This is a genomic window from Pectobacterium wasabiae CFBP 3304 (genome assembly GCF_001742185.1).
In the GTDB taxonomy this organism is placed as follows: Bacteria; Pseudomonadota; Gammaproteobacteria; order Enterobacterales; family Enterobacteriaceae; genus Pectobacterium; species Pectobacterium wasabiae.
Window position 1 is genome coordinate 2,854,540 of record NZ_CP015750.1, and the last position, 24,898, is coordinate 2,879,437.

The 24,898-nt window shown below is 48.7% G+C and carries 25 protein-coding genes, 4 tRNA genes and 1 other annotated feature; of the genes, 22 read left to right on the forward strand and 7 right to left on the reverse strand.

From position 1 onward, the window contains the following. Positions 1 to 141 precede the first annotated feature (141 nt). From pncC to luxS, 13 genes are all read left to right on the forward strand, one after another. Complete coding sequence (gene pncC / locus A7983_RS12945; RefSeq protein WP_005972149.1) at positions 142 to 636, forward strand: nicotinamide-nucleotide amidase; 495 nt, start codon at positions 142 to 144, stop codon at positions 634 to 636. Between the two features lie 107 nt (positions 637 to 743). Continuing rightward, positions 744 to 1,817, forward strand: a complete 1,074-nt coding sequence (gene recA / locus A7983_RS12950) for a recombinase RecA (protein WP_005972151.1) — start codon at positions 744 to 746, stop codon at positions 1,815 to 1,817. A gap of 45 nt (positions 1,818 to 1,862) precedes the next feature. Beyond that, complete coding sequence (recX, locus tag A7983_RS12955; RefSeq protein ID WP_005972153.1) at positions 1,863 to 2,351, forward strand: recombination regulator RecX; 489 nt, start codon at positions 1,863 to 1,865, stop codon at positions 2,349 to 2,351. 137 nt (positions 2,352 to 2,488) lie between these two features. Then, entirely contained in the window at positions 2,489 to 5,116 is a 2,628-nt protein-coding gene (gene alaS, locus A7983_RS12960) for an alanine--tRNA ligase (RefSeq protein WP_005972155.1), read from the forward strand. A gap of 331 nt (positions 5,117 to 5,447) precedes the next feature. Then, positions 5,448 to 5,633, forward strand: a complete 186-nt coding sequence (gene csrA / locus A7983_RS12965) for a carbon storage regulator CsrA (RefSeq protein WP_005972168.1) — start codon at positions 5,448 to 5,450, stop codon at positions 5,631 to 5,633. A 294-nt stretch (positions 5,634 to 5,927) separates the two neighbouring features. Continuing rightward, positions 5,928 to 6,020: transfer RNA gene (locus tag A7983_RS12970), tRNA-Ser, on the forward strand. An 8-nt stretch (positions 6,021 to 6,028) separates the two neighbouring features. Beyond that, positions 6,029 to 6,105: transfer RNA gene (locus tag A7983_RS12975), tRNA-Arg, on the forward strand. 70 nt (positions 6,106 to 6,175) lie between these two features. Beyond that, a tRNA-Arg gene (locus tag A7983_RS12980) sits at positions 6,176 to 6,252 on the forward strand. Between the two features lie 190 nt (positions 6,253 to 6,442). Further along, positions 6,443 to 6,519 (forward strand) — tRNA-Arg (locus A7983_RS12985). Positions 6,520 to 6,923: 404 nt separating this feature from the next. Continuing rightward, positions 6,924 to 7,490, forward strand: a complete 567-nt coding sequence (yqaB, locus tag A7983_RS12990) for a fructose-1-phosphate/6-phosphogluconate phosphatase (protein ID WP_005970371.1) — start codon at positions 6,924 to 6,926, stop codon at positions 7,488 to 7,490. After that, positions 7,487 to 7,915: a YqaA family protein gene (locus A7983_RS12995; RefSeq protein ID WP_005970370.1), complete on the forward strand. Its 429-nt coding sequence runs from the start codon at positions 7,487 to 7,489 to the stop codon at positions 7,913 to 7,915. Before yqaB ends, A7983_RS12995 begins: the two co-directional genes overlap by 4 nt. 82 nt (positions 7,916 to 7,997) lie before the next feature. Next, on the forward strand, positions 7,998 to 9,551 hold the full coding sequence (gene gshA, locus A7983_RS13000) for a glutamate--cysteine ligase (RefSeq protein WP_005970369.1): 1,554 nt from the start codon (positions 7,998 to 8,000) through the stop codon (positions 9,549 to 9,551). Between the two features lie 153 nt (positions 9,552 to 9,704). Continuing rightward, positions 9,705 to 10,220, forward strand: a complete 516-nt coding sequence (gene luxS / locus A7983_RS13005) for an S-ribosylhomocysteine lyase (RefSeq protein ID WP_005970368.1) — start codon at positions 9,705 to 9,707, stop codon at positions 10,218 to 10,220. 69 nt (positions 10,221 to 10,289) lie between these two features. On the opposite strand, the gene A7983_RS13010 is transcribed toward luxS, so the two are convergent. Next, the gene (locus A7983_RS13010) at positions 10,290 to 11,084 is read right to left on the reverse strand and encodes a cytochrome C assembly family protein (RefSeq protein WP_005970367.1); all 795 of its coding nucleotides are present in this window, start codon (positions 11,082 to 11,084) and stop codon (positions 10,290 to 10,292) included. A gap of 168 nt (positions 11,085 to 11,252) precedes the next feature. Between A7983_RS13010 and ffh the strand changes: the two genes are divergently transcribed. The 5 genes from ffh to rplS all read left to right on the forward strand — a co-directional run bounded on the left by ffh (position 11,253) and on the right by rplS (position 14,791). Next, complete coding sequence (ffh, locus tag A7983_RS13015) at positions 11,253 to 12,614, forward strand: signal recognition particle protein (protein ID WP_005970365.1); 1,362 nt, start codon at positions 11,253 to 11,255, stop codon at positions 12,612 to 12,614. A gap of 157 nt (positions 12,615 to 12,771) precedes the next feature. Further along, the gene (gene rpsP, locus A7983_RS13020; protein WP_005970362.1) at positions 12,772 to 13,020 is read left to right on the forward strand and encodes a 30S ribosomal protein S16; all 249 of its coding nucleotides are present in this window, start codon (positions 12,772 to 12,774) and stop codon (positions 13,018 to 13,020) included. Between the two features lie 18 nt (positions 13,021 to 13,038). Then, positions 13,039 to 13,587: a ribosome maturation factor RimM gene (rimM, locus tag A7983_RS13025; protein WP_005970361.1), complete on the forward strand. Its 549-nt coding sequence runs from the start codon at positions 13,039 to 13,041 to the stop codon at positions 13,585 to 13,587. A gap of 38 nt (positions 13,588 to 13,625) precedes the next feature. After that, complete coding sequence (gene trmD, locus A7983_RS13030) at positions 13,626 to 14,381, forward strand: tRNA (guanosine(37)-N1)-methyltransferase TrmD (RefSeq protein WP_005970360.1); 756 nt, start codon at positions 13,626 to 13,628, stop codon at positions 14,379 to 14,381. A gap of 62 nt (positions 14,382 to 14,443) precedes the next feature. Next, positions 14,444 to 14,791: a 50S ribosomal protein L19 gene (gene rplS, locus A7983_RS13035; RefSeq protein ID WP_005970359.1), complete on the forward strand. Its 348-nt coding sequence runs from the start codon at positions 14,444 to 14,446 to the stop codon at positions 14,789 to 14,791. Positions 14,792 to 15,151: 360 nt separating this feature from the next. Here the strand turns inward: rplS and A7983_RS13040 are convergent, their stop codons facing one another. The 3 genes from A7983_RS13040 to btsR form a co-directional block, all read right to left on the reverse strand. After that, on the reverse strand, positions 15,152 to 16,090 hold the full coding sequence (locus A7983_RS13040) for a class I SAM-dependent methyltransferase (protein ID WP_005970358.1): 939 nt from the start codon (positions 16,088 to 16,090) through the stop codon (positions 15,152 to 15,154). A gap of 263 nt (positions 16,091 to 16,353) precedes the next feature. Beyond that, on the reverse strand, positions 16,354 to 16,728 hold the full coding sequence (locus A7983_RS13045; protein WP_407670420.1) for a DUF2799 domain-containing protein: 375 nt from the start codon (positions 16,726 to 16,728) through the stop codon (positions 16,354 to 16,356). A gap of 20 nt (positions 16,729 to 16,748) precedes the next feature. Further along, the gene (gene btsR, locus A7983_RS13050) at positions 16,749 to 17,465 is read right to left on the reverse strand and encodes a two-component system response regulator BtsR (protein WP_005970356.1); all 717 of its coding nucleotides are present in this window, start codon (positions 17,463 to 17,465) and stop codon (positions 16,749 to 16,751) included. Between the two features lie 229 nt (positions 17,466 to 17,694). Here btsR and A7983_RS13055 point away from each other — a divergent pair, with 229 nt between their 5' ends. Together A7983_RS13055 and tyrA are read left to right on the forward strand one after the other, a co-directional pair. Next, on the forward strand, positions 17,695 to 18,768 hold the full coding sequence (locus tag A7983_RS13055) for a 3-deoxy-7-phosphoheptulonate synthase (RefSeq protein ID WP_005970354.1): 1,074 nt from the start codon (positions 17,695 to 17,697) through the stop codon (positions 18,766 to 18,768). A gap of 6 nt (positions 18,769 to 18,774) precedes the next feature. Continuing rightward, positions 18,775 to 19,896: a bifunctional chorismate mutase/prephenate dehydrogenase gene (tyrA, locus tag A7983_RS13060; RefSeq protein ID WP_005970352.1), complete on the forward strand. Its 1,122-nt coding sequence runs from the start codon at positions 18,775 to 18,777 to the stop codon at positions 19,894 to 19,896. 101 nt (positions 19,897 to 19,997) lie between these two features. On the opposite strand, the gene pheA is transcribed toward tyrA, so the two are convergent. The 3 genes from pheA to bamD form a co-directional block, all read right to left on the reverse strand. Next, entirely contained in the window at positions 19,998 to 21,158 is a 1,161-nt protein-coding gene (gene pheA, locus A7983_RS13065; protein WP_005970350.1) for a bifunctional chorismate mutase/prephenate dehydratase, read from the reverse strand. A 28-nt stretch (positions 21,159 to 21,186) separates the two neighbouring features. After that, positions 21,187 to 21,312, reverse strand: a sequence feature (Phe leader region). A gap of 197 nt (positions 21,313 to 21,509) precedes the next feature. Continuing rightward, positions 21,510 to 21,848 carry a ribosome-associated translation inhibitor RaiA gene (gene raiA, locus A7983_RS13070; protein ID WP_005970349.1) on the reverse strand — a complete coding sequence of 113 codons (339 nt, stop codon included), beginning with the start codon at positions 21,846 to 21,848 and terminating at the stop codon, positions 21,510 to 21,512. Between the two features lie 323 nt (positions 21,849 to 22,171). Beyond that, positions 22,172 to 22,906 (reverse strand): outer membrane protein assembly factor BamD, encoded by a 735-nt coding sequence (gene bamD / locus A7983_RS13075; RefSeq protein ID WP_005970348.1) that lies wholly within the window; start codon positions 22,904 to 22,906, stop codon positions 22,172 to 22,174. Between the two features lie 134 nt (positions 22,907 to 23,040). Between bamD and rluD the strand changes: the two genes are divergently transcribed. Beyond that, positions 23,041 to 24,018, forward strand: coding sequence for a 23S rRNA pseudouridine(1911/1915/1917) synthase RluD (gene rluD / locus A7983_RS13080; RefSeq protein WP_005970347.1), 978 nt, complete (start codon positions 23,041 to 23,043; stop codon positions 24,016 to 24,018). Positions 24,019 to 24,061: 43 nt separating this feature from the next. After that, entirely contained in the window at positions 24,062 to 24,787 is a 726-nt protein-coding gene (yfiH, locus tag A7983_RS13085) for a purine nucleoside phosphorylase YfiH (protein ID WP_005970346.1), read from the forward strand. Positions 24,788 to 24,898 lie beyond the last annotated feature (111 nt).

The window sequence follows — 24,898 nt, forward strand, 5'->3', positions numbered from 1 at the left end:
ATTCAATCCACTCGGTTTTTCTCGTTTTTCATCCCTGTTTCGTCTTCTTTGAGAGGCGCTTCGCATACCGTGCTGCGGGGCGTCTTTTTTGGGGAAAAGTGTTACCCTGACCGAACAATCCTTGATTAATATGAGGCGACAATGACAGAAGCTGACATTCTGCGGTTAAGTGTTTTGGTGGGCGAACAACTGAAAGCGCGTGGCGCTGCATTGACGTGCGCAGAATCTTGCACTGGAGGCTGGCTGGCTAAGTCTATTACCGATGTTGCGGGGAGCTCTGGCTGGTTTGATTATGGTTTTGTGACATATAGCAATCTGGCCAAACAGCGTCTGGTGAATGTGAGCGCAGAGACATTGGAGCGGCATGGTGCAGTGAGTGAAGATGTCGTCAATGAAATGGCCGCAGGAGCTTTGCGGGCCGCCAGTGCAGATTTTGCTATATCGGTAAGTGGTGTTGCTGGGCCAGACGGGGGAACCGAAGAGAAACCTGTCGGCACGGTGTGGTTTGGCTTCACTAGCAAGCAGGGCGGAGGATTTGCCCGAAAAATGCGATTTAGCGGAGACCGAAATGCGGTACGTCTGCAATCAGTCCATTTTGCGCTGCAAACGCTGCTCGACGCGTTTCTGAAAAAATAACCTTGATGCTGTATGCGCATACAGTATAATGTCAGTAATTATTCAGCAATTCATGATTAAGCCGCCGCGTAGAGACAGTAGCTTTACGCCGCATGACAGGAGCAAAAATGGCTATTGATGAGAACAAACAAAAGGCACTTGCGGCAGCACTGGGTCAAATCGAAAAGCAATTTGGTAAAGGTTCTATCATGCGGTTGGGCGAGGATCGCTCAATGGATGTTGAAACCATTTCTACAGGTTCTTTGTCCCTTGATATTGCTCTGGGAGCCGGTGGTTTACCGATGGGGCGTATCGTTGAGATTTATGGCCCAGAATCTTCCGGTAAAACCACGCTGACCTTACAGGTGATTGCCGCTGCTCAGCGCGAAGGCAAAACCTGTGCGTTCATCGATGCTGAACATGCGTTGGACCCGATTTATGCGAAAAAACTTGGCGTAGATATTGATAACCTGCTGTGTTCTCAGCCGGATACCGGTGAACAAGCACTGGAGATCTGTGATGCACTCACGCGCTCTGGCGCTGTTGACGTTATCATTGTCGACTCTGTTGCAGCCTTGACACCAAAAGCTGAAATTGAAGGCGAAATCGGTGACTCTCACATGGGCCTTGCGGCACGTATGATGAGCCAGGCTATGCGCAAATTGGCGGGTAACCTGAAGCAAGCCAATACGCTGCTGATCTTCATTAACCAGATCCGTATGAAAATTGGTGTGATGTTTGGTAACCCTGAAACCACTACCGGTGGTAACGCACTGAAATTTTATGCCTCTGTTCGTCTGGATATCCGTCGTACTGGCGCTATCAAGGACGGTGAAGAAGTTGTCGGTAGCGAAACTCGCGTTAAAGTCGTGAAGAATAAAGTGGCAGCACCGTTCAAACAGGCTGAATTCCAAATTTTGTATGGTGAAGGCATCAATATCCACGGTGAGTTGGTTGATCTGGGTGTGAAACACAAACTGATCGAAAAAGCGGGTGCATGGTATAGCTATAACGGCGACAAGATCGGTCAGGGTAAAGCAAACGCCTGCAATTTCCTGAAAGAGAATCCAGCGATTGCTGCCGAACTGGATAAAAAATTGCGTGAAATGCTGCTGCATAAAGGCAATGAGCTAACACCTGCCGCAGCAGGGAATAGCCATGACGAAGATGAATTCGCTGGTGAAGGCAACGAAGAATTTTAATGGCTGCTGAATTACCCGTAGCAGAACACATCAGCGGATCGATGGATGAATAAACCATTACGCTATGCGATGAATGTGCTTTCTGTTCGCGATTATAGTGAAGTCGAAATACGCCGCAAATGTGCGGCGTATTTATATAAGTCAGAAAGTACGGAAAGTGAAGCAGATAAAGCCGCTGCCCGAGTTGCAGTGGAAGACGTGGAAGCTGCGATTGCTTATTGCAAGGAGCACGGTTGGCTGGATGATGCGCGCTATGCTCGCCGTTATATCAGCAGTCGGAGTCGCAAAGGCTATGGCGTCCAGCGGATTAAAATGGAGCTGAGCCAGAAAGGAATCGATAAAACAACGTTAGCTACAGCATTGAATGAGAGTGATATCGACTGGTGTGCGCTGGCTAAATCAGTTGTGGAACGGAAATTCGGGCATCCGCTGTCCGATGAATGGAAAGACAAAGTCAAACATCAGCGATACCTGCTCTATCGTGGCTTCTCTCATGAAGAAATCCAGTCAATTTATACGAATTTTTCAGATTGAACGCACACGGGATTTTACTTCCCATCGAAGAAAATTTATCTTATTCCCACTTTTTGTTCGTGAGTTGCTCGGTAACGTCAGCATGCTGGACTAACCTTGCCCGCGATCTGTTCTTCTAGCTTGATTCCAGGACAATTATGAGCAAGAGCACCGCTGAGATCCGTCAAGCGTTTCTCGATTTTTTCCACAGTAAGGGACACCAGGTTGTTGATAGCAGCTCTCTGGTGCCGAACAACGATCCGACATTGTTATTCACCAATGCGGGTATGAACCAGTTCAAAGATGTGTTCCTCGGGCTGGATAAACGTAGCTATGTCCGAGCGACAACCTCGCAGCGCTGCGTACGTGCAGGTGGTAAACATAATGACCTGGAAAACGTAGGTTATACCGCACGCCACCACACCTTCTTTGAAATGCTGGGTAACTTCAGCTTCGGTGATTACTTCAAGCATGATGCGATTCGCTATGCGTGGGAATTGCTGACGTCTCCCCAGTGGTTCAATCTGCCAAAAGAAAAATTGTGGGTAACGGTATACGCAACGGATGATGAGGCCTACAACATTTGGGCTGATGAAGTTGGCGTACCGCACGAAAGAATTATTCGTATTGGTGATAACAAAGGCGGACCTTACGCCTCTGATAACTTCTGGCAGATGGGTGAAACGGGACCGTGTGGTCCATGCACCGAGATTTTCTTCGATCACGGTGAGCACATCGCGGGTGGCCCGCCGGGAAGCCCTGATGAGGACGGCGATCGCTATATTGAAATCTGGAATCTGGTGTTCATGCAATTCAACCGTCAGGTTGACGGCACAATGCTGCCACTGCCGAAGCCTTCCGTCGATACTGGTATGGGCTTAGAGCGTGTTTCTGCGGTATTGCAACATGTCAATTCAAACTATGACATTGATTTGTTTAAGACACTGATTGATGCGGTAGCGAAAGCCGTTGGTACAACCGATTTAACTAATAAATCGTTGCGTGTTATCGCCGACCATATCCGTTCTTGCGCGTTCCTGATTGCCGATGGTGTTATGCCGTCTAATGAAAACCGTGGTTATGTCCTGCGCCGTATTATTCGCCGCGCTGCGCGTCACGGTAATATGCTGGGTGCGACGGATGCCTTCTTTTACAAGCTGGTTGCGCCTCTCATTGACGTCATGGGGCCTGCGGCTGCCGAGTTGAAAAAACAACAGGCGGTGGTTGAGCAAGCGCTGAAGATGGAAGAAGAGCAGTTTGCCCGCACGTTAGAACGTGGGCTATCTCTGCTAGACGAAGAAATTAAAAACCTGAAAGGGGATACCCTGGACGGTGAAACAGTCTTTCGCCTGTATGACACCTATGGTTTTCCTGTCGACCTCACTGCGGATGTGTGCCGTGAGCGCGGCTTAAAAGTTGACGAAGAAGGTTTTGAATCCGCGATGACGGCTCAGCGTCAGCGTGCTCGCGAGGCCAGTGGATTTGGTGTGGACTACAATAGCCTCATCCGAGTGGATGAAAACACACCATTCTGCGGTTATGAAAAAACGCAGCAGCAAGCGAAGGTGATTGCGCTTTATCATAATGGGAACGCGGTTGATCAGATTGCGGCAGGTGATGAAGCCGTAGTGATTCTTAACGAAACGCCGTTCTATGGCGAATCCGGTGGTCAGGTTGGCGATCAGGGTGAACTGAAGAATGCGGGCGTCAACTTCGCTGTTCAGGATACGCAGAAATACGGTCAGGCCATCGGCCATGTCGGTAAACTGACTCAGGGTACGCTGCGTGTTAACGACCATGTCGATGCAAATGTTGATAACCAGCGCCGTAATCGTATTCGTCTGAACCACTCCGCGACGCACTTGCTGCATGCTGCGCTGCGTCAGGTTCTGGGCGATCATGTTGCGCAGAAAGGTTCTTTGGTTAACGATAGCTATCTACGCTTTGACTTCTCACATACGGAAGCGATGAAGCCTGAACAGATTCGTCTGGTTGAAGACATCGTTAACGCGCAAATCCGTCGCAACCTTACCGTGCAAACGGATGTCATGGCACTGGATGATGCGAGAGCGAAGGGCGCGATGGCGCTGTTCGGTGAAAAGTATGACGACCATGTCCGTGTTCTGACGATGGGTGATTTCTCCATTGAACTCTGTGGGGGCACGCACGCCAGCCGTACTGGTGATATTGGTTTGTTCCAAATCATCTCTGAATCAGGTACTGCCGCCGGGGTACGTCGTATCGAAGCGACCACGGGTGAAAATGCTTTGTCCGCACTGCATCGTCAGAGTGACGTTCTGCAAGACATTGCGCAACTGTTGAAAGGGGATAGTCACAACCTGACTGATAAGGTACGCTCTGTACTGGATCGTGCGCGTGCGTTGGAGAAAGAGCTTCAGCAGTTGAAGGCTCAGCAAGCGGCGCAGGAAAGCTCGTCCCTGTCCGGCAAAGCAAAAGAGATTAACGGTGTGAAGTTGCTGGTCACGCAACTGGACAACGTGGATCCTAAACTACTGCGTACGATGGTTGACGACCTGAAGAACCAACTGAGCTCTGCTGTTATCGTTCTCGGAACGGCGACAGAAGGCAGGGTTAGCTTGATTTCTGGTGTAACGAAAGATCTGACTGATCGTGTAAAAGCTGGCGAACTGATAGGGTTTGTGGCCCAGCAGGTTGGCGGCAAAGGCGGTGGTCGTCCTGATATGGCTCAGGCTGGTGGTTCAGACGTGTCGGCATTGCCCGGCGCGTTAGCCAGCGTTGAGTCCTGGGTCGTTGCTAAGTTATAAGCTATAAGCTATAGATAACGTTTTATTTGCGTTATCCGACAAGAACGCCATAACTTTCTGGTTGTGGCGTTTTTGTCTGCGAAAAAGGATTCGTTAAATAGAGGATAAAGTATGTTACCTTCAGATATTCTGAAGCTTTATATGCTCAGCCCTCTTGTCGTGATAACAAAAGCACAAGCTACTGATATCGACTAAACTAACAAGTAGTAACGAACCGGAGTGTGATGGGGTGGTTATACCATCGTCTAGGTTTACGTTTTCACAGCACATGATGGATAATGGCGGGGAGACAGAGAGACCCGACTCTTTATAATCTTTCAAGGAGCAAAGAATGCTTATTTTGACTCGTCGAGTTGGCGAAACCCTCATGATCGGCGATGAGGTAACGGTTACCGTATTAGGAGTGAAAGGCAACCAGGTGCGTATTGGTGTTAATGCACCTAAAGAGGTTTCTGTCCACCGTGAAGAGATCTATCAGCGTATTCAGGCCGAAAAATCTCAACCGACGTCATATTGATTGACAATGCGTCTCGTGTTCGCGGGACGCAATTGCCACTTCCCATTTTTCTCCCACACATTTATCGATATATCTATTTTTATTGTGCGTTTCCTTTTGCAAGGTAACCGCCTGTTTTTCTGTCGATAAAACAGACTTTTTGTTGTGAAAATGCTCGTCTTGGATGCGAATTGTTCAAACGAACGTAAGGTGGGAAAAATTGTTTGACTTATAAGTCTGGGAAAGTAATATGTGCGCCACGCAGTACCGGTGAGCACTAACAAGAAGTTCTTAGTAGCAAATCAGGTAATGTAAGGTGAGGTGGCCGAGAGGCTGAAGGCGCTCCCCTGCTAAGGGAGTATGCGGTCAAAAGCTGCATCGAGGGTTCGAATCCCTCCCTCACCGCCATTTAATATGCATCCGTAGCTCAGCTGGATAGAGTACTCGGCTACGAACCGAGCGGTCGGAGGTTCGAATCCTCCCGGATGCACCATTAAATACTGCCTTTGCGAGGCAAGTTGTATTAGTGAACGCAAGTTTGTCGTAGATAAAGAATTAGTAATGCATCCGTAGCTCAGCTGGATAGAGTACTCGGCTACGAACCGAGCGGTCGGAGGTTCGAATCCTCCCGGATGCACCATATCTCGATATGGATAAGGTTGTTATCTTGCTCTTATAACCGATTGTTTTGGTTTGTAAGAACAAGGGAGGAAAACGTCGCTCTGGCAACGGCTCGAAGGGCGAGGCAAAGCCGAGTAATCCTCCCGGATGCACCATTCTTAGGTATCTCGTTTAATTGCTCACCCCCTTGTTTTTCTGCACCACACTCTGCATCCGTAGCTCAGCTGGATAGAGTACTCGGCTACGAACCGAGCGGTCGGAGGTTCGAATCCTCCCGGATGCACCATATTTCGATATCAATACAGCACTTCTTTACTTTTATCATCAATATCTTGGTCTGTAAGCACAAGGGAGAATAACGGTGCTTTCGCAACGGCCCGAAGGGCGAATCACGCCAGACAATATTCTCAGATACACCACTTCCGTTCCATCAACCGTTCTCTATCGACTTTTAGCGCGATAGCATCATTGTTCTTTCTTGCCTATCCTGAACGATATTTATCTCGTCGCGCCCGCACCTTAATCCTTGCTCTTATCCTGTCTATATATCGATATTGAATCAGTGAATAAATAAAGGTTTTTTTACCACTATGGTAGTAATAACCTGTTTTTTATAAGGTTATTGAGTAAGCGACAACGTTTTCACTTTACGATAAAGTAAGCTCTCTTTTCAGTGAGCATGGAGTCATGATGTACGATCGCTATCAAGGGTTGATCTTTGATATGGATGGCACCCTACTCGATACGGAACCTACGCACCATAAAGCGTGGGATCTGGTGCTTGCCCGATATGGTATGAGTTATGATGCCGGTGCCATGACAGCATTGAACGGCTCGCCTACCTGGCGTATTGCGCAGCGTATTATTGAAAGTCATCAGGCTGATATTGATCCTATCCAACTGGCCGCGGAAAAAACGGCTGTTGTTGAGGAAATGCTGCTGGATACTGTACAACCGCTACCGCTGATTGATGTTGTTAAACATTACCGCGGACGGCGTCCTATGGCGGTTGGCACGGGCAGCACGCATGGAATGGCTGACAGATTGCTAACGCATTTGGGTCTGCATAATTATTTTGATGCGATTGTCGGGGCAGACGATGTCACGCAGCATAAGCCGTTTCCCGATACTTTTCTGCGTTGTGCCGTGTTGATTTCTGTCGCACCGGAACACTGTATCGTGTTTGAAGATGCTGATTACGGTATTGAAGCTGCTAAGCGGGCTAATATGGCTGTGGTTGACGTCCGTAAACTGTGAGTGAATTCTGGGCCGTTTTTTCTCTTTTCTGGAGTAGCCTGCTCAGTGCAACACTATTGCCAGGTAGCTCGGAAGTACTGCTGGTGACATTATTGTTGGCTGACAGCGCAAAACCTTATCTGTTGATCATAGTGGCAACGATAGGAAATACGTTGGGTGGGTTAACAAATATTTTTATAGGGCGCTTACTCCCTCAGCCAAAACAACAAGCTGGGCATACTATGGCCATGCGCTGGTTACAGCGCTATGGCTGTGCTGCGCTGTTATTTAGCTGGGTGCCGGTAGTAGGCGATTTATTGTGCGTGTTAGCGGGTTGGTTACGTATGCCCTGGGTGAAATCGGCGGTTTTTATCGGTATTGGAAAAGCGCTGCGGTATATCGTATTGGTAGGTATAACGTTACAGGGGATGGCGTGGTGGTCTTAGCCAGATCGCAATGCGAACTGGTGAGTACTGCTGAGTTTCAATTATGCTTACAACCATTACATTTTAACAACGGGAGGTCGATTTGATCCCGGACATTTCAGAAGCACTTTCTTGGCTGGAAAAACACCCACAGGCAGTGAAGGGGATTCAGCGTGGAATTGAACGCGAAACATTGCGCGTAACAGAGAACGGACATCTTGCTACGACAGGGCACCCTGAAATATTGGGCTCGGCGTTGTCACACCCGTGGATTACGACAGATTTTGCTGAAGCGCTGTTGGAGTTTATTACGCCGGTCGACAACGATGTCGATCATCTGCTGACATTTTTGCGCGATATTCATCGTCACGTTTCCCGCAATCTAGGCGATGAGCGGATGTGGCCATTGAGCATGCCGTGCTTTATCGACAGCGAACAAAATATAGAACTGGCGCAGTATGGTTCTTCAAATATTGGGCGTTTTAAAACGCTCTATCGCGAAGGGCTGAAAAACCGCTATGGCGCGTTGATGCAGACCATTTCCGGCGTGCATTATAATTTCTCTCTGCCGTTGTCATTCTGGCAGGCGCGAGAGGGCGTAGCAGATGCAGAAAGCGGGAAGAAAGCCATTTCTGCGGGATACTTCAGACTGATTCGTAACTATTATCGCTTTGGTTGGGTGATCCCTTATCTGTTCGGAGCTTCTCCGGCGATTTGTTCTTCTTTCCTGAGAGGGCGAGAAACTGCACTGCCGTTTGAGCGCACGGAAAAAGGCATGCTTTATCTGCCTTATGCCACCTCTCTACGGCTTAGTGATTTAGGTTATACCAATAAATCACAGAGCAATCTGGGGATTACGTTTAACGATCTGGATACCTACGTTGCGGCATTAAAACGCGCGATAAAGACGCCGTCTGAGGAATATGCCCAGGTTGGTATGAAGAAGGATGGTCGTTATCTACAATTGAATACGAACGTCTTGCAGATTGAGAACGAGCTCTATGCACCGATTCGTCCGAAGCGTGTGACGCGTGCAGATGAAACACCATCTGATGCTTTGCTGCGTGGCGGAATCGAATATATCGAAGTGCGCTCGCTGGATATCAACCCGTTCTCTCCGACTGGGGTGAGCGAAAGTCAGGTGCGTTTCCTGGATTTATTCCTGATCTGGTGTGCGTTAGCGGATGCGCCGGAAATGAGCGCAGATGAACTCTTGTGCACGCGTAAAAACTGGAACCGAGTGATCCTGGAAGGTCGTAAACCAGGGCAGACGGTGGGCATGCGGTGTGAAACCATCCAGCAGCCGATTGCCGAGGTTGGGAAATCCCTGTTTGCGGATTTACGCCGTGTTGCGGAAGTGTTGGATGCGGAAAACGATCAACCGCACTATCAGCAGGTATGCGATGAGCTGCTTGTTGGTTTTGACGATCCAGAAACGACGTTCTCTGGCCGACTGTTAACGTTGATGAAGCAAGAAGGCAATGGTAGCGTGGGGCTAAATTTAGCGGAGGAATACCGCAAGATGCTTAGCAACGAGCCGTTGCAGGTGTTGACTGAAGAGCAATTAGCGACTGCAAGCGAGCGTTCCTGGCAGCGTCAACGTCAGATTGAGTCTGAAGATACGATGAATTTTGACGATTATCTGGCGATGCATTAAAAAGAAAAGGCCACAGGAACTGTGGCCAAATAAACATCTCTAATAGGGATGATGATAATAAATGCGCGTCTTTCAGTAAGTCAGACTCGCATAAAAAGGAAAAGTTTCCCGGAAACGAGAAAAAATAAATTTTTTCTATGAGGAGGTGGCATTATGCCGTTACTAGATAGCTTTACCGTTGACCATACTCGTATGGCCGCACCCGCCGTTCGGGTCGCTAAAACCATGAAAACCCCTCATGGCGACAATATCACTGTATTTGATCTGCGCTTCTGTCGCCCGAACATCGAAGTCATGCCAGAGCGTGGAATTCATACGCTAGAGCACCTATTTGCTGGCTTTATGCGGGATCATTTAAATGGTGATGGCGTTGAAATTATCGATATTTCTCCGATGGGATGCCGTACTGGTTTCTACATGAGCCTGATTGGCACGCCGGATGAGCAACGTGTTGCCGACTCTTGGAAAGCGGCAATGGCGGACGTTCTGAAAGTGACCGATCAGCGTAAAATCCCTGAGCTGAATGAATACCAGTGCGGCACCTATGATATGCATTCACTGGAAGAAGCGCAGGAAATCGCTCAGCATATTTTGGATCACAATATTGGCATTAACCAAAATGACGATCTGGCGTTGCCGAAAGACAAGTTAGCTGAGCTGCATATCTAGTTTGTTGGATAGGTGCAGATAAAAAAGAGAGCCGAAAGTGGGCTCTCTTTTTTCTGCATATTAAGAATGTCAGACTGCGAGAAAGTGCTGTATAACCCGGCTACCAAAGTAGGAAAGCGTCAGCATCAGTGCACCGAGCAGGCTGAACCAGACGACGCGCCGACCTCGCCATCCCTCATGGTAATGTCCCCAGAGCAACAGAATATAGATGAACCAGGCAAATAGTGAGAACACCGCCTTGTGCAGGTTCTCTTTATTGTCGATCAGGTCGTCCATATAGAACAAGCCAGTACAAAGCGTCAGCGTGAGCAGGATGACGCCAATCTGCGTGATGTGAAACATCTTCCGTTCAATGCCCATCAACGGCGGCATATCAGCGGCAAACCCTAGCTTCTTGTTCTTGAGCAGATAATCAAGCCAGGCAAGCTGGAGCGCATAAAGTGCTGCAATCAGCAAGGTTGCATAGGAAAAAAGCGCCAGGCCGATATGGATCATCAAACCCGGCGATGCTTCCAGATGCGTAATAAATTCACTCGGCATGAAGCTGGCAAAGGCCAGATTGATCAGCGCGAATGTGTAGACGATGGGGAGAATAAACCAGCCGCGATCGCGCGCTGCGACAATCGTCATAACGGTACAGATGATGAGGCTGACCAGCGAACCGATATTCAGCAGGCTAAGATTTTGTCCCACCTGAACATCAAAAATGCGTTGATAGAGCGCCACCGCATGGCAGATTAGCGCAGCGCTGGCCGAGAGCATTGCCAGCCGACGATATGCACTGTTCTTGCGCAGCAGACTGGGGATAATCAGTCCGAGGCTGAGTGTGTAGGCGACAAGCGCCACAATAGCGAAAACAGACATACGAATAGGTTATTAAATATCAACTAGGTAAAATAAAGAATCAGTATAGCGTTAGTCGTCGTGGGCACCAACAGTTCTCCGTCAGCAGCGCTGAGATCGTTCTCGCTTTTGTGTATAATCCCTTCTATTCGTGTCGCGCTGCGGCCTGTCTTACGTTGAGCATGAGATATGTTTGAAAATTTAACCGATCGACTCTCGCGCACATTGCGCAATATCAGCGGCCGCGGGCGGTTGACTGAAGAAAACATTAAAGAAACGCTGCGTGAAGTGCGGATGGCATTGCTGGAAGCAGACGTCGCGTTACCCGTGGTGCGTGATTTTATCAATCGTGTAAAAGAACGCGCTGTTGGGCATGAGGTCAACAAAAGTCTGACGCCGGGGCAAGAGTTCGTCAAGATTGTTAAAAATGAACTCGTCAGCGCAATGGGCGAAATTAACGCCGAACTAAATCTCGCTGCTCAGCCGCCTGCGGTGGTCCTGATGGCCGGCCTGCAAGGTGCGGGTAAAACGACCAGCGTGGGCAAGTTGGGAAAATTCCTGCGCGAAAAGCAAAAGAAAAAAGTGCTTGTGGTGTCTGCCGACGTTTATCGCCCTGCGGCGATTAAACAGTTGGAAACGCTGGCACAGCAGGTGGGCGTCGATTTCTTCCCGTCTGATGCACAAGAGAAGCCGCTTGCTATCGTAGAACGTGCATTACAACACGCTAAGCTGAAATTCTACGATGTCTTATTGGTTGATACCGCCGGTCGTCTCCACGTCGATGAGGCGATGATGGACGAAATCAAACAGGTTCATGCGGCAATTAAGCCGGTTGAAACGCTGTTTGTTGTTGATGCCATGACGGGGCAGGATGCGGCGAATACGGCAAAAGCCTTTAATGAAGCGTTGCCGCTGACTGGGGTTATCCTCACCAAGATTGATGGTGATGCCCGCGGTGGTGCGGCGTTGTCTATCCGCCATATTACTGGCAAGCCGATTAAATTCCTCGGCGTCGGTGAAAAAACTGAAGCGTTGGAACCGTTCTACCCCGATCGTGTTGCATCACGCATTCTTGGTATGGGCGATGTGCTTTCTCTGATTGAAGATATTGAAAGCAAGGTTGACCGTACACAGGCGGAGAAGCTGGCCCAAAAGCTGAAGAAGGGTGACGGGTTCGATTTGACCGATTTCCTGGACCAGCTTAAGCAGATGCGCAATATGGGCGGCATGGCGAGCATGATGAGTAAAATGCCCGGCATGGGGCAACTGCCTGATAATGTTAAATCACAAATGGATGACAAGGTGCTAGTGCGTATGGAGGCGATCATTAATTCGATGACGCGTCAGGAGCGTGCCAAACCTGAGATTATTAAAGGATCGCGTAAACGCCGTATCGCGCAGGGTTCCGGCATGCAGGTACAGGACGTTAACCGTCTTCTGAAACAATTCGATGATATGCAACGAATGATGAAGAAGATGAAAAACGGCGGCCTGGCGAAAATGATGCGCGGTATGAAAGGGATGATGCCACCTGGATTCCCGGGGCGTTAATCACCGAAATCGATGGTGTAGAGAAACTCTTGGTGTGATTATACGCTTTAGATTGCTTTTTGCGCCAAAATGAGTAAAATTTTCGGGCTTTTTATATGACATACTGGGCTCCGTTCCTCGATGGGGCCCAGTTGTTTTATTCACTAAAGAGGATGTTATGGTAACAATTCGTTTGGCACGTGGCGGCGCAAAAAAACGCCCCTTCTATCAAGTAGTCGTGACCGATAGCCGCAATGCGCGTGATGGTCGTTTCATCGAGCGCGTAGGTTTCTTCAACCCAATCGCATCTGGTCAAGCAGAAGCCCTGCGTCTGGATCTGGACCGTATCGAGCATTGGGTTGGTCTGGGTGCAACTGTGTCTGATCGCGTATCTTCGCTGATCAAAGACGCTAAAAAAGCAGCATAATCTGTTGCGGTGGTGATAATGAGCAATCAACTTAGCCCAAAACCTCCCGTTAACCCGATTGTGATGGGGAAAATTGGGTCGGCGTATGGCATCCGAGGTTGGCTCAGAGTGTTTTCATCCACCGAAGATGCCGATAGCATTTTTGATTATCAACCTTGGTTCATCCAAAGTAAAAGCGGTTGGCAGCTTGTCGAGATTGAAGGCTGGAAGTATCACAATCAGGACCTGATCATTAAAGTGAAAGGAGCTGATGACCGTGATGCGGCTAATTTACTGACCAATTGTGAAATTGTCGTAGATTCGTCACAACTGCCCGATCTGGGCGAAGGTGATTATTACTGGAAGGATCTTATTGGCTGTCAGGTCGTAACCGTAACCGGTTATGAGTTGGGTAAAATCATCGATATGATGGAAACTGGCTCGAACGATGTGATGGTGATAAAAGCTAACCTGAAAGATGCCTTCGGGGTCAAGGAGCGGCTGGTTCCGTTCCTCACCGAACAGGTTGTTAAGCGCGTCGACCTTTCTGCTCAAACTGTTGAAGTAGATTGGGACCCTGGTTTTTGAACTCTGAATCGACAAGTAGTACCCAGCGGAACGAAACTATGTGGATTGGGGTGATTAGCCTGTTTCCAGAGATGTTCCGGGCAATTACTGATTACGGAGTCACTGGCCGGGCAGTTAAAAATGGCCTGCTGAACGTACAGTATTGGAGTCCTCGTGACTTCACTTACGATCGGCATCGCACCGTGGATGACCGGCCTTATGGCGGTGGTCCCGGAATGCTGATGATGGTGCAACCTTTACGGGATGCGATCCACGCAGCAAAAGCAGCGGCAGGTGAAGGCGCGAGAGTGATTTATCTATCACCTCAGGGCCGTAAATTAGATCAGCAAGGCGTGCGTCAACTTGCTACAAACCAGAAGATGATTCTGGTCTGTGGACGGTACGAAGGGATTGATGAGCGCGTAATTAAAACCGAGATCGATGAAGAATGGTCGATAGGGGATTACGTACTCAGCGGTGGGGAACTGCCAGCGATGGCCCTGATTGACTCCGTTGCCCGTTTTATACCGGGCGTTCTGGGGCATCAGGCTTCAGCAGAAGAAGATTCTTTTGCCGATGGATTGCTGGACTGTCCTCATTTCACTCGCCCTGAAATACTGGAAAGCATGGAGGTTCCGGCAGTGTTACTGTCTGGCAACCATGCGGAAATACGTCGCTGGCGATTGAAGCAGTCGCTGGGCCGAACCTGGCTTAGAAGACCTGAACTTCTGAAAAGCCTAGCTCTGACTGACGAGCAAATAAGGTTGCTGGCTGAATTTCAACGTGAATATCAGTCTGAGCAACGAGAGTATTAGATGGTTACGCCGGTTTACCGTGCGAACCCAACTATCAGTTTACCTAGGGTAAGAGACATATTATGAGCAACATTATTAAGCAAATCGAAGACGAACAAATGAAGCAGGACGTACCTGCATTTCGTCCGGGTGATTCCGTAGAAGTGAAGGTATGGGTTGTTGAAGGCAGCAAAAAACGTCTGCAGGCATTCGAGGGCGTGGTTATCGCTATTCGTAACCGCGGTCTGCATTCTGCATTCACTGTTCGCAAAATTTCTAACGGCGAAGGCGTGGAGCGTGTATTCCAGACTCACTCTCCAGTTATTGACAGCATCTCTGTTAAACGTCGTGGTGCCGTGCGTAAAGCCAAACTGTACTACCTGCGTGAGCGTACTGGTAAGTCTGCTCGTATCAAAGAGCGTCTTAACTAAGATAGCGCTTTCGCAACATCCGAAAGTTGTTATTTTTCAAATGCCTAGCGAATTCGCTAGGCTTTTTTTTGTCTCAATCGCAGCAAAGTGGCGGCAGAGAATTGCATAGAGGCATCACTTTCTGCTGAGATATAAACGCCGTGATTAAGGTTCATTCTTCAAATATCGACTACCTTGGTAGCAGAAAGCCCACCAAACTTGGTGGGCTTAGTTTTCCCTGGTGCCATCATTATTGTTTGAATTTCAGTACTATGATGACATTAGGTGTGGTTATTTTATAAACGTTTATACAGATCAATTTTCTAATATTGATCGGTTATGGCGATCAAATATCGCATTGATGCCATTTTTCCACCCTATTCATAACGGTTTGTTAGCGATGACCGTTGGGTACATGTGCATATGGTCGTTAATAAACTGAATATCTGTAAATCCGGCCCGCTCTAATTGTGACTGTGTTTGTTTGTGGGTGCGAAATGCGGTCCATGTTGCGCCAATAATGCGTGAAAAAAGTACATATTGGAGTGCTAGCAATTTCGGGTCGGCGTTTATCCATGGGGAGTCTTGCGATTGCGTAGGAGGCGGTGTCATAAAGCTGGTTATTAGTGTTCCTCCTGGCTTCAGCCCAGAATAGAACACGCGGTAAAGTTCAGTGACTTTGTCATCATCTGGCTCATAGACATTGAGTCCGTTGCTGGTAATCACATCCGCTTGTTCTGCCAAATCAATTGTCCAGGCATCAGCAAGAACCAGCGATATCTGGCTTTCCAGCCCTTGCTGATTGGCAAGTTTGTAAGCTTCTTCCAGCGCCTGTTTATCCAGATCGATCCCGATTAATTTCGCATCTCGATGCCGCGTATAGTCCAGCAGTAATAAATCGGCCATGACGCCACAGGGAACGGATACCATGACAGCGTTGGGGCGCAAGAGTTCTTGAAGCAGGCGTTGGAATATGCTGAATCGTTCACGTGTCGCTAAAACGTTGGGTAAGCGTGTGTAGATGATTTCTTCGAGTGAATTGACATAGTGGGTTGGCTGATGTGTTATCACATTATGCGTCCAGTATGCATTTAACCCATGGTGTTGTAGTAAAAATTGGCCTAACTCAAGGTGGGAGAAGTCATCCAGGAGTGCCAGTTGCTCCTCTATGGAAATACCGGGATGATCGCCAGACTCAATAATGTTGTTTTTTACTGCAGCAACCCGTTCATCATGGCTTTTCTTTGATGACGGATCGTGTGATAAGAGTCTTGGGCTGTTATTCGGCGACAGGCTATGAGTCTTGTTTGGACCGGGCATGTGAGCACTCCATAATATCAATCGTTATCAGGGATGGTGGGGTCAGCTATCAGTGATATATGATTTTTTCGGTATTTCAGCGTTAGCCCATTAATAACTTAATGTGATTGTTTCATATGGGTGATAATAGAGATGAGGTGTGTCTGGCGTATTTCTGGGAGAGTATAAAAGTGAGTGGAATTGTTACCAGATGCGATGAACTCTAGCTTTTTGCCAGCTACGCTGCATATTCGTGTGGGTCATCACCAGTATTCAGGAGGATGTTAAGGCAGATTTTGTTGCCAGCGAGTTCGCAGTGTCTCTGCTGATTCTACGCCATCGCAACTGGCGGGGAAATTCTTCCCTGCTTTTCCCCATTCTTCCATGTTGCCTGCACGGCAAAAAGCTGACTGTCCGGCCTGATAACCGCGTAGGTAGGTTTCACGCTCGATCTGTGGATCACCAAACCATTCTTGTAAGGTACTATCGTCTTTCACAACCACGCCAGAGATTGCATCCTGATAGCCAGCTTCATACCAGAACCCTGACTCACTTTTAGCCGGTAGCGACGGTTCGTTGCTTTGGCACGCTGTCATTAAAAGAATTACAGCCAAGGCATAACTGTATTTCATCATCAAACCTTTAATATTTGCGGCCATCGGCCTGAACGAACACTCTATTAGAGAATGCCTAGCTTTTCTTTCAGTAACTTGAGATAGCGGCGACTGACGGGAATGTGTTTTCCCGTATGTGTCAGCACTTCTGCTGCGCCATTCTCCATCAACTGGATCTCTTTCAGTTGCTCTGTGTTAACCATATATTGACGATGGCAGCGGACGAAAGGTGTTTTCTCTTCCAGCGTTTTTAGGGAAAGTTGGGTATAGCCCGATTGGCTGACGCCCACCACATGTACGCCGCTGAGTTCTGAACAAAGATACTCGACTTCCTCAATCTTGAGCAAAAAAATACGATTATGTCCGTTGCAGGGAATATGGCGCAGCAAAGGTTCTGAAATTATCTGTACGTTTTTATTTACACTCGTGCCGCGACGTAAACGATTTAGCGTTTTACTCAGCCGCTGTGCATCCAGTGGTTTTAGTAAATAGTCAAAAGCATGCTCTTCGAATGCCCTCACCGCGTACTCATCATAGGCTGTTACGAAGACGACGTAAGGCATATTTTCTGGATCCAACATGGCAACCAGCTCTAATCCGCTGACCTTTGGCATCTGTATATCCAGGAAAATCACATCCGGCTGCAGTCGGTGAATGGCCGGTATTGCCTCCAGCGCATTGCTACATTGCGCAATGATGGTGATATCAGATTCATTTTCCAGTAGCAGGCTGAGCTCTTCGCGTGCCAACTGTTCGTCATCGATGATTATGGCTTTCAGCATCCTTCCCCCTTGTTGACGTGATTCTATCATTATTCACGCTGGAGATAGGTATGGTTACATTGGGAAGCTATAGAGCATGCAGATATCGTTTTTCTGGCAATATTTAGGATGGTAATTTTTTATTTACACTGGGTGGATTGAAATCTTTACGGTTCGTGTTATGGTGTAAACATCATACGTAGGTTGTCTAGACAATCGCGAACAGACCGAACTTTTCAGGAATGGGATCATGCAGAAAGATTCACTTAACAATATTAATATCAGTGCAGAACAGGTTTTGATTACTCCTGATGAATTGAAAGCCAAGTTTCCACTTAACGATGCGGAACAATGCGATATTGCGCAGGCGAGATCAACCATTGCGGATATCATTCATGGCCGCGATGATCGATTGCTGATCGTTTGCGGGCCTTGCTCTATTCATGACACGGATGCTGCGCTGGAATATGCCCGTCGCTTGCAGTCGCTTGCTGCGGAATTAAGCGATCGCCTCTACATCGTGATGCGTGTTTATTTTGAAAAACCCCGCACAACCGTGGGTTGGAAAGGGCTTATTAACGATCCGTTTATGGATGGCTCATTTGATGTGGAAGCTGGGCTGCATATCGCTCGTGGGCTGCTATTGGAACTGGTGAATATGGGATTGCCGCTGGCGACAGAAGCGCTTGACCCAAACAGCCCGCAGTACCTGGGCGATCTATTTAGCTGGTCAGCGATCGGCGCACGCACGACTGAATCTCAAACGCACCGCGAGATGGCTTCCGGCTTGTCGATGCCTGTCGGGTTCAAAAACGGTACGGATGGTAGTTTGGGAACGGCGATCAACGCGATGAGAGCCGCTGCGATGCCGCATCGTTTTGTCGGTATTAATCAAACTGGGCAAGTGTGTTTGCTGCAAACGCAGGGGAACGTTGATGGGCACGTGATTCTGCGCGGTGGTAAAGAACCAAACTACAGTGCGCAGGATGTCGCCGAATGTGAAAAACAGATGCAGGAAGCAGGACTGAGACCTGCGCTGATGATAGATTGTAGCCACGGCAATTCGAACAAAGACTACCGCCGTCAGCCACTTGTTGTTGAATCTGCGATTGAGCAAATAAAGGCAGGAAACCGCTCGATTATAGGGCTGATGCTGGAAAGTCACCTTAATGAGGGGAGCCAGTCTTCAGAACAACCGCGTTCAGATATGCGCTACGGTGTATCAGTGACGGATGCCTGCATCAGTTGGGAAAGTACAGAAACGTTGCTGCGTTCCGTTCATCAAGATCTGAGCGCCGCACGTGTGGAACATTCAGGAGAGTAACAAGATATGGTAGCTGAACTGACCGCATTACGTGATCAGATAGATGAGGTAGATAAGGAGCTTGTCGCGCTGTTATCACGTCGGTTGCGTTTGGTGGCGGAAGTGGGTGAAGTGAAAAGCCGCTATGGTTTGCCTATTTATGCGCCCGATCGTGAAGCGGCCATGCTCAGCTCACGTCGCAAGGAGGCCGCGTCGATGGGGGTTCCGCCGGATCTCATTGAAGATATCCTGCGGCGCACCATGCGCGAATCCTATTCCAGCGAGAACGACAAAGGTTTTAAAACACTGTGTCCACAACTGCGTCCGGTTGTCATCATTGGTGGCCGTGGTCAAATGGGCAATCTGTTCGAGAAAATGCTGACGCTGTCGGGATATCAGGTGAGGATTCTGGAGCAAGATGACTGGCCGCGCGCTAATGAGCTGTTGTCTGATGCGGGTATGGTGATTGTCAGCGTGCCGATCCACGTTACTGAACAGGTTATTTCCCGTCTGCCAGCCTTGCCAGATGATTGTATTTTGGTTGATCTGGCGTCGGTAAAAAATGGCCCGCTTCAGGCAATGTTGGCGGCACATAGCGGTCCGGTGCTCGGTTTGCACCCGATGTTTGGGCCAGACAGTGGTAGTCTTGCCAAACAGGTTGTCGTTTATTGCGATGGCCGGCAACCGGAAGCCTACCAGTGGTTACTGGAGCAGATTCAGGTGTGGGGCGCACGTCTGCATCGTATTAGCGCGGTCGAACACGATCAGAACATGATGTTTATTCAAGCACTGCGTCACTTCGCGACATTCGCCTATGGCCTGCATTTAGCGGAGGAGAATGTGCAGATTGAACAGCTATTAGCGCTGTCATCGCCGATCTATCGTCTGGAATTGATTATGGTCGGGCGGTTGTTTGCACAGGATCCGCAACTGTATGCCGACATTATTATGTCTTCAGAGGATAATTTGGCGCTGATTAAGCGTTACTACAAACGTTTTGGCGAAGCGATTGAGTTACTGGAACAGACAGATAAAGCGGAATTTATCAGTAGCTTCAAGAAGGTCGAACACTGGTTTGGCGACTATGCCAAACGTTTTCAGGCTGAGAGTCGGGTGCTTTTGCGCCAGGCAAACGATATTCGCCAATAGCTCGATTTGATCTTTTGAACAGTGTTGGAACGTTGAATTTTGTTTGAGAAGCCATCCGGGCGGATACCCGGATGGCTTTTTCAATTATTCGTTCACATCGATTATTCGTTTACATCAACAGGTACGACGTTTTCACTCGGGTAGCAGCCCAATACTTTTAACGAGCGAGTAATGGGGGATAATCCTTTTAGCGCTTTCTGCATGGCATCGCTGCGCAAATTAGCTTGCACATCAAGATAGAACATCTCTTCCCACGGGTTGCCGTTGATTGGTCTGGACTCCAGTTTGGTCATCACAATACCGTTATCACGCAATACTAGCAGTGCTTCTACCAATGCGCCTGACTGTTGGCCTGTCGCCATAATCAGCGTAGTTTTCGCAGGCACTTGCTCAGTTACATCAATCGGCTTACGCGCTAATACGATGAAGCGAGTGATGTTTTGCGATTGATTTGCCAGATTATGTTCCAGTACTTGTAGCTGATAAAGCTGACCACCGGCTTCGCTACCGAGTGCTGCCGCTTTTGGTGAGTTAAGCGCCGCGACTTTCTCCATCGCCGCTGCGGTACTCTCACAGTATTCAATTTTCCAATGCGGGAAACGATTGATGAAGTGGCTGCACTGCTGGAACGGCTGAGGATGGCTATAAACCGTTTCGATTTGTTCCAGAGACGTATCGGTGGCGACCAAGACGCAGTGATTTATCGGGTTGGTTAATTCGCCGACGATGGATAACCCCGTGTGTTGCAGCAGATCATAAACATCGTTGATCGAACCGGAACTGGTGTTTTCAATCGGCAGAACCGCATAGTCGGCTTGCCCTGTTTCCACCATGTTGAAGATGTCTTGAAATTTCTGGCAACCACACTCAACCAATTGCTCAAAATGTCGCGCGGCATATTGGCGGGCCGCGAGATGAGAATAAGACCCCTTCGGACCAAGAAAGGCGACGCGGGCAGAGTGTGACGTTGTTTGGTTGAGGTGGTGCTGTAAGAGCGCCTGCTGCGTCAGTACTGAATCTTCAATGACGAGTTGGAATAAACGAGTAATATAATGGCCATCAAGATGATGCTTTTTCCCTGCGGCTGTCAGTTTGTCCAGTAAATCGCGTTCACGCTCCTTATCACGGATCGGGCGATGCGAATGTAACTTGCTGCGGGCAACGTCCAGCGCGAGTTCTCGTCTTTGTGCCAACAATTCAATTAATTGCAGATCCAATGCGCTGATGCGTTCTCGCAGTGCCAGTAATGGGTTGTCTGTCATGATGCTGTTACCTGTCTTATGTTCTTATATAAAAAAAGCCTCCTAGTCAGGAGGCTTTTTTGTTCGTCTTCGTATTCTTGCTCTTACGACGAATCGCCTCCCAAATCAGGGGAAGGTGAAAAAGAATACGAAGAAGAACAGCTTATTGATCATATTTGCTCGGTTAGTCAGGAAAATATCCAGTTTCTGAGCAGGTAAGGTAACTGTTGGCTTTTCATCCTGTCAATACAAAATCGCCGAGCGCAATTTCAAACCCTGTATGCTATGGGGGCTTTAGGCCGCAGCGTGATGATTCGTAGTATGCAAAAACGCGCCCTTGGGCGCGTTATATTGAGAGGAAGAGAATGGTGATTACTCTTCTTGCGTCGGCTGTAAATTGGCTTCTTTGACGCCGGCTACCGCACGTCTGGCTTCACCTTTATGCTGGAGTTTGTCCAACTGGCGTTCGAGCTTGGTAATTAGCTCATTGATGGCGGCATACATATCATCATGTTTGGCGCTGGCAACCAACGGGCCATTTGGCGTACTGATAGTGGCATCGGCCACAAAACCCTGCGGTTCTTTTGACAGAATAATATGCGGGTTGATCAACTGGGTTTGCCACTTGTCCAGCTTAGAAAGACGGTCTTCGACATGTTGACGAATTGCGGGGGTGATATCCATTTGCTTACTGGTAATATTAATAGTCATATAAACTTACCTCTCTGCCTATGTCCGTCTTGGATAATTTCAGCATACCGCGAGTTGTGGCAAAAAGCGTGATATTGATCAGTTTTTTTCGTCACTTTTTGTCAAGAAAACGCGATTTGTGAAGCACCATTGGGAATAGAAGGGAAGTGCTTGAGAGGGCATCTGGCCTATGCCATTATTGATAGGATGTATTGAGGTTACCGCGCTGCTGTTGATTCCCGCCAACCCTGTTTTTACTGCTCATCGACGTATAACGAACTGATAGAACCCATAAAAAAACGGCAACCGAAGCTGCCGTCTCATTATTGGGTGTCACCGATCGTTTATGCCGGGTTAGCGGCAATCACTTTTGCGACTTTGTCCGCCTGTGCGGCCAGTTGTAGTTCGCGGTAGGCGCTTTCCATCAACGGCAGGGCATTTTTTGTTGCCTGGGTATCAGGGTAATCACGCAGCATTTGCTCAACGCGATTAACTACTGCCACATAAGCGCCGCGTTTCGTGTAGTATTGCGCGACAGAAAGTTCATACTTGGCCAGACGCTCTTTGAGGTAAACCAAACGCTTGTTTGCGTCGGTGGCGTATTGGCTGTTCGGATATCCCTGAATGAGCTTGCTGAAATCCCGGAATGCGGTGCGGGCATACTGCGGGTCGCGATCGGAACGATCGACCCCGAAGAAGCCTTGTAACGCACTATCATCCAGCGCCATGTCGGTCAGACCGCGCATGTACAGGACATAATCCACGTTTGGATGGGTCGGGTTGAGCCGCAGGAAGCGGTCAATAGAAGCTTGGGCCAATGGCAGTTCTGCGGATTTGTAGTAGGCGTAGATCAAATCCAACTGTACTTGCTGCGAATAGGGGCCAAAGGGATATCGGTTATCCAGTGCTTCCAACTGCGTGATGGCTGCTTTAAAGTTGCCGTCCTGCAGTTTTTGTTGAGCATTGGCATAGATTTCAGATGGCGGACTATCAGGAACCGCATCTTTGGAATTGCCGGAGCAGCCAGCCAGCGCCAGGCTCAACGTGGCGGCAGCCACCAGATATTTCATACGCGTCATGACGTTTTGATTATCCTCAGAATGTTATTCCGGGAGGCTGTCCGTGAAGCTCCCGATTTAGACCAGCTACAATAGTACATTATTTTAAACGGCGTCGCCGTCAAAACCCAACGTTAACGAAGAAGCTGCATAATATGGCACAACAAGTACAACTCACCGCAACGGTGGCCGAATCTCAACTCGGACAACGTTTAGATCAGGCTTTGGCCGAATTGTTCCCTGATTATTCACGATCCCGCATAAAAGAGTGGATTCTTGAGAATCGGGTACAGATTAACGGCAATGTCATCAATAAGCCAAAAGAGAAAGTACTTGGCGGCGAATCGGTAGCCATTGATGCATTGATTGAAGAAGAAGCACGCTGGGAAGCACAGGATATCAAGTTGGATATCGTGTACGAAGATCAGGATATTCTGGTTATTAACAAACCCAGAGATCTGGTGGTTCACCCTGGTGCCGGTAATCCAGATGGCACGGTATTGAATGCTTTGTTACATCATTATCCTGAGATTGTCGATGTGCCCCGCGCCGGGATTGTGCATCGGCTTGATAAAGATACTACCGGGCTCATGGTCGTCGCGAAAACCGTGCCGGCACAGACGCGTCTCGTTGAGGCGTTGCAGGCACGCGAAATCACTCGTGAGTATGAGGCCGTCGCGATTGGTTCGATGACGGCAGGCGGCATGGTCGAGCAACCTATCGCCCGTCACGCAACTAAGCGTACTCACATGGCGGTGCACCCGATGGGCAAGCCGGCAGTCACGCATTACCGCATCATGGAACATTTCCGCGCGCATACCCGCTTACGACTGCGGTTGGAAACGGGACGCACCCACCAGATTCGTGTGCATATGTCACACATTAACCACCCACTGGTTGGCGATCAGTTATACGGCGGCCGCCCTCGTCCGCCAAAAGGCTCGTCGGATGATTTCATTGAGACGCTGCGTGGGTTCGATCGTCAGGCTCTGCACGCTACGATGCTACGCTTCTACCATCCTATTACCGGAATCCAAATGGAATGGCATGCGGCATTACCGCAGGATATGGTCGATCTGATTGAGGCGCTGAAAGCCGATACTGAAGCGTTTAAGGATCAACTCGACTGGTAATACATTCAATTTGATCAATGCTGATTTATAGAGGTGACGGACTATGCTGATATACCCCGACTGGCCTTTGCCAGAAAGTGTGAAATCTTGTAGTACGACGCGTGTTGGCGGACGTAGCGCGGCACCTTATGATTCGCTGAATTTGGGGAATCATGTGGGTGATGAACCCGCATACGTCACCGAAAATCGGCAAACGCTGGTGGCGCTGGCAGAGCTTCCTGCCATGCCACATTGGTTGGAACAGGTTCATGGTACTGATGTGATTCGTATCGGTGAGGCTTTGCCATCGGTTGTTTGCGGTGATGCTGCTTATACGGATAAGAAAGGTCAGGTTTGTGCGGTGATGACGGCTGACTGTTTGCCGGTGCTTTTTTGTGCAGTCAACGGCGGTGAAGTGGCTGCTGCACATGCTGGTTGGCGGGGATTACACGCGGGTGTGCTGGAAGAAACGTTAGCTTGTTTCCGAGCTAAACCCGCGCAAATTATGGCGTGGCTGGGACCCGCTATCGGGCCTAAAGCCTTTGAGGTCGGCCCAGAAGTTAGAGACGCATTTATTCAGCATGATGCGGCAGCGGCCTCTGCATTTAGGCCTGAAGGAAACAAATTTTTTGCCGATATCTATCAACTGGCAAGTTTGTGTTTACGCGCCGCAGGGATCACGCAAATTTTTGGTGGAAATTCCTGTACTGTGAGCGAGCCTCACAAATTTTTCTCTTATCGGCGCGATGGCGTGACTGGCCGCATGGCAAGTTTAATCTGGCTGATATAACCTATTGAATTAAGGCGATCCAAGACAAGTAACGTTTAAATCCCGTCACGACTGGCAAAATAACCTTGAAATTTTTGAGGGATGACCTCATTTAATCTCCAGTAGCAATTT